This window comes from Azospira sp. I13 (assembly GCF_003112695.1).
GTDB lineage: Bacteria > Pseudomonadota > Gammaproteobacteria > Burkholderiales > Rhodocyclaceae > Azospira.
Window position 1 is genome coordinate 78760 of the sequence record NZ_BFBP01000010.1, and the last position, 4014, is coordinate 82773.

4 protein-coding genes and 5 tRNA genes are annotated in these 4014 nt (G+C 67.7%); 8 read left to right on the plus strand and 1 reads right to left on the minus strand.

Going from position 1 to position 4014, the window contains the following annotated elements; genetic code table 11:
• The first annotated feature begins 94 nt into the window (after positions 1–94).
• From AZSI13_RS09135 to AZSI13_RS09160, 7 genes are all read left to right on the plus strand, one after another.
• Positions 95–577 carry a Csp1 family four helix bundle copper storage protein gene (locus tag AZSI13_RS09135; RefSeq protein WP_109040868.1) on the plus strand — a complete coding sequence of 161 codons (483 nt, stop codon included), beginning with the start codon at positions 95–97 and terminating at the stop codon, positions 575–577.
• 227 nt (positions 578–804) lie between these two features.
• Complete coding sequence (locus AZSI13_RS17290) at positions 805–1032, plus strand: hypothetical protein (RefSeq protein ID WP_133247300.1); 228 nt, start codon at positions 805–807, stop codon at positions 1030–1032.
• Positions 1033–1045: 13 nt separating this feature from the next.
• Positions 1046–1121: transfer RNA gene (locus tag AZSI13_RS09140), tRNA-Asn, on the plus strand.
• Between the two features lie 14 nt (positions 1122–1135).
• A tRNA-Asp gene (locus AZSI13_RS09145) sits at positions 1136–1212 on the plus strand.
• Between the two features lie 8 nt (positions 1213–1220).
• A tRNA-Gly gene (locus AZSI13_RS09150) sits at positions 1221–1296 on the plus strand.
• A gap of 34 nt (positions 1297–1330) precedes the next feature.
• Positions 1331–1406 (plus strand) — tRNA-Val (locus AZSI13_RS09155).
• Between the two features lie 7 nt (positions 1407–1413).
• Positions 1414–1498: transfer RNA gene (locus AZSI13_RS09160), tRNA-Leu, on the plus strand.
• Between the two features lie 271 nt (positions 1499–1769).
• On the opposite strand, the gene AZSI13_RS09165 is transcribed toward AZSI13_RS09160, so the two are convergent.
• Positions 1770–2318 (minus strand): cysteine hydrolase family protein, encoded by a 549-nt coding sequence (locus AZSI13_RS09165; protein WP_109040869.1) that lies wholly within the window; start codon positions 2316–2318, stop codon positions 1770–1772.
• 317 nt (positions 2319–2635) lie between these two features.
• Here AZSI13_RS09165 and AZSI13_RS09170 point away from each other — a divergent pair, with 317 nt between their 5' ends.
• Entirely contained in the window at positions 2636–3595 is a 960-nt protein-coding gene (locus AZSI13_RS09170) for a GlxA family transcriptional regulator (protein ID WP_109040870.1), read from the plus strand.
• Positions 3596–4014 lie beyond the last annotated feature (419 nt).

Consider the following 4014-nt stretch of genomic DNA (forward strand, 5'->3'; position numbering starts at 1 on the left):
GCCGACCGCGCCGAGCCGTGAGGCATCGCCTGCCCCGCCTTTCCTCCCCGGGGCGCTTGCCGTACCCTTACGGCATCTTTTACCGGGAGACCCCATGGAACGCCGTGACCTGCTGAAAACCGCCGCTACCACCGCAGCGGCCGCCATTACCGCCGCCCTGAGCACCAACGCCCTGGCCGCCGGCAAAGAACAAAATCACGACCACAGCCACGACCATCATCACCATGACCACGGTGCGATGGGCAAGAATTACGGCGCCCTCATCGCCAGCAGCAGCGACTGCCTGGTGACCGGCCAAGCCTGTTTGGCCCACTGCCTGGTGCTGCTGGGCCAGGGCGACAAGGAAATGGCCGCCTGTGCCCAGTCCGTCAGCGAACTGCTGGCCACCTGCGAGGCCCTGATGAAGCTGGCCATCCAGAACTCCGCTTTCACCCCGGCCCTGGCCAAGGTCTCGGCAGACGTTTGTGCCAGCTGTGAAAAGGCCTGCCGCAAGCACGAGAAGAAGCACCTGGAATGCAAGGCCTGCGCCGACGCCTGTGCCGCCTGCCTGAAGGAATGCCGCGCCCTGGCAGCCTGAAGCCGGCCGGCATGGCCGTGACCCGACAACGCGCCGCCTTCCGGGCGGCGTTTTGTTGGGTGCTCGACGACCGAACGCTCCGCGCCCCATCCCATCAGGGGAAGGCCGAGCCGGGAATGAACCCGATGGCCCCGATGGCCCCGGTAGCCCGGTAGACCTGCTGCCGCCCTTCTCCCGCCAGCCCTTCCCTTGCCGCACGAACTTCCGCCCGAGCGGGAGAAACCGCCATGGCCAGCCTCCCCGGCGCCAGGCACCGGACGCGATTGGCAGCCATGGCCCGCCGATGCAGCGCGGAACAAAGCGCTACCGGCCTTGCATGGCCGCCAGGGAAAGCCCCCAAACCCGGCGCTGACGGCAAAAACGAAGCAGCAGGCAAGGGCGACGGCATGGCCGCGACCTGGCGCAGCCAAAAAAAACGCCCCACCATCTTGCGCAAGCGCGATTTTTCTCTATAATTCGCGCCTCTTTTCCTCGATAGCTCAGTCGGTAGAGCGCCGGACTGTTAATCCGTAGGTCCCTGGTTCGAGCCCAGGTCGGGGAGCCAAGTTTCAGATGTGTGGAGTGGTAGTTCAGTTGGTTAGAATACCGGCCTGTCACGCCGGGGGTCGCGGGTTCGAGTCCCGTCCACTCCGCCAACATCCATGCGGGAGTAGCTCAGTTGGTAGAGCGCAACCTTGCCAAGGTTGAGGTCGAGAGTTCGAGACTCTTCTCCCGCTCCAGTAACATCCGGCGGCATCATCGCCCGCCGCAGATGCGTTCTTAGCTCAGTTGGTAGAGCGTCGCCCTTACAAGGCGAATGTCGGCGGTTCGACCCCGTCAGGACGCACCATCTACCTGCTCTGGTGGTGAAATTGGTAGACACGCTATCTTGAGGGGGTAGTGGCGCAAGCCGTGCGAGTTCGAGTCTCGCCCAGAGCACCAAGCCTTCCGGCCGCCGTCATGCGGCGCCTTCCTGCCGTACCGCTCCAGTCAAGTCCCTGCCGTTCCGGCGCCTGACCCCGTTTCATTCCCGCCCTGCCTGGGCAACACCTCCCCCCGAATTGCAGCAACTGCCCGTTGCCTCCCTTGCCCCACTCCCCGGCGCAAGCGCTGCCTGGTGACGACCATTGTCTGGCGCCGACCACTACGGCCAATGACCGCCCTCTCGGGCCGGCCATTGGCCGGGAATCCGGCGGGTAAGCGGGTTGTCAGCTCACACCACCTCGGCCGTATCCACCACCGCCACCCGCGTCGTCAGGGCGCTCAGGGCGATGCGCAGGAGGATGTCGCTGACGGTGGTGCAGGCATCCTTGAGCACCGAAACCTGATACTGCTCCGCCGCCTTGGAGAGGGCGGTGTGGGTAACGCAGTTCTGGATCATCATGCCGCACAGCCACAGCTCGTTGATGCCCTGGGCCTTGAGCAGTTCATCCAGTTCGGTCTGGTGGAAGCAGTCGGCGAAATGCTTCACCACCACCGGGGCCTCCGGTGCCGCCGCCCGGATGCGGGGATGAATGTCCACTCCCGGCGTGCCGGCGTTGAAGAAGGGCGCTCGCCCCTTGGCCGGGTCGGCCACGTGCTGCACCAGGATCACCGGCACGCCCTTGGCCTGGGCCCGGCCGATGGCCGCTTCGATGCGTTCGAGCACCGCCTCGGGCTGCCACAGGGGGAAGGCCCCGTCGGCAAAATAGTCGTTCTGCAGATCGATGACGACCAGGGCCGGCTTGGTGGGGGTGCCGGAAATTGCGTTGGACTCGCTCATGTGTATCTCCTCGGAAAAGAAACGGTATTCAGGGAACACCGCTTGCGGCGGCGCCGATTTCTCCGGGCGGCCTGACGCTGCCTTGCAGGCCACCCGACAGCAGTGTTGATGGGATGAATTATTGGCCGCCCTGGCCGTCCCCGGCAGTGGCCCGAATGACAATTTACGGTAATATCGGGCCACACCATTTCGGCAATCGCCGCAGGCTGCACGTCGACGTGCAACGCCCCGCACGCCGAAAGTCGCTGCCGTATTTATCGCCGCCGTATCTCGCACCATATCGCCACACGCCACACCGCCCTCCCCCGGAGCCGCCCATGCATCGCTGCCGCGTCGCCGTGCTGGCCTACCAGCGCATCAGCCCCTTCCACCTCTCGGTGCCCTGCGTCGTCTTCGGCGGCCGCCATCCCGGCGCCCCGGCCTTCGACCTGCGGGTCTGCGCCTGGGAAACCGGCCCCCTGGCCACCAGTGCCGGCTTCAGCCTCAACGTCGAACACGGGCTGGAGGCCCTGGCGGAGGCGGAGGTGATCATCGTGCCCAGCTGGCGCGACCCGGCGGAAGCACCGCCCCCGGCCCTGCTCGAGGCCCTGCAGGCCGCCCACCGGCGCGGCGCCCGCATCGTCGGCCTCTGCCTGGGGGCCTATGTGCTGGCGGAGGCCGGCCTGCTGGATGGCCGCCGGGCTACCACCCACTGGGAATTCGCCGCCGATTTCGCCCACCGCTACCCCGCCGTCACCCTGGACCCTGGCGTGCTCTACGTGGATGACGGCCCCCTGCTCACCTCCGCCGGCACGGCCGCCGGCATCGACGCCTGCCTGCACCTGCTGCGCCAGCAATGCGGCAGCACCGCCGCCAACCGGGTGGCCCGCCGCCTGGTAACGCCGCCCCACCGCCAGGGCGGCCAGGCCCAGTACATCCCCCAGCCCCTGCCGGCCACCGCCGGCGACTCCCGCCTGGCGGAACTGCTGGACTGGGTACGGGCCCATCTGGAACAGCCCCACGATCTGGACAGCCTGGCGGCCCGCGCCCTCATGAGCCGCCGCACCTTCACCCGCCACTTCCGCCAACTCACCGGCGCCACCGTCGGCCAGTGGCTGCAGGGGGAACGCCTGGGACTGGCCCAGCGCCTGCTGGAAAGCACCGACCACGGCATCGAGCGCATTGCCCAGCTGGCCGGCTTCGGCTCCCCGGAAGCCCTGCGCCTGCACTTCCGCCGCAACCTGGGGGTCTCCCCCAGCCACTGGCGGCAATCCTTCGGCAGCCGGGAGGGCGGCTGAGGCGACGAATGGGCCGGTCATTCGGCCGGTCGCCACAACAGCAGCCGATCTGGCCACGGGTCCGGCCACTGGTTCGGCCACCGAGCCAACCCCTGAAGCGACCACCGAGCCCGCGGACAAGCAGGCCACCGGCGCCGACACGGCCAGGGCAGAACCTGGGGCCGGGTAGCCACAGATGGCCGGAGAAGCAGAAGGGGCGGGGACATCCCTGGAGATTGGCGTCCCTCCTTATCCTCCAGGCAGGCCACAGCAAGCCCCGCGCCCCTATTGCCCCGGCGGGCCAAGGTTAAATACAGCGCAACCGCTTCACCCGCGCGCTCCTGACGTCGTGCCCTCCCCGAGCCCTCCCTAACCCCTGCTCACCGGCCACTCAGTGGCCCGTTCCTTGACCCCCACCCCCCGCATTTACCCCCTTCCCC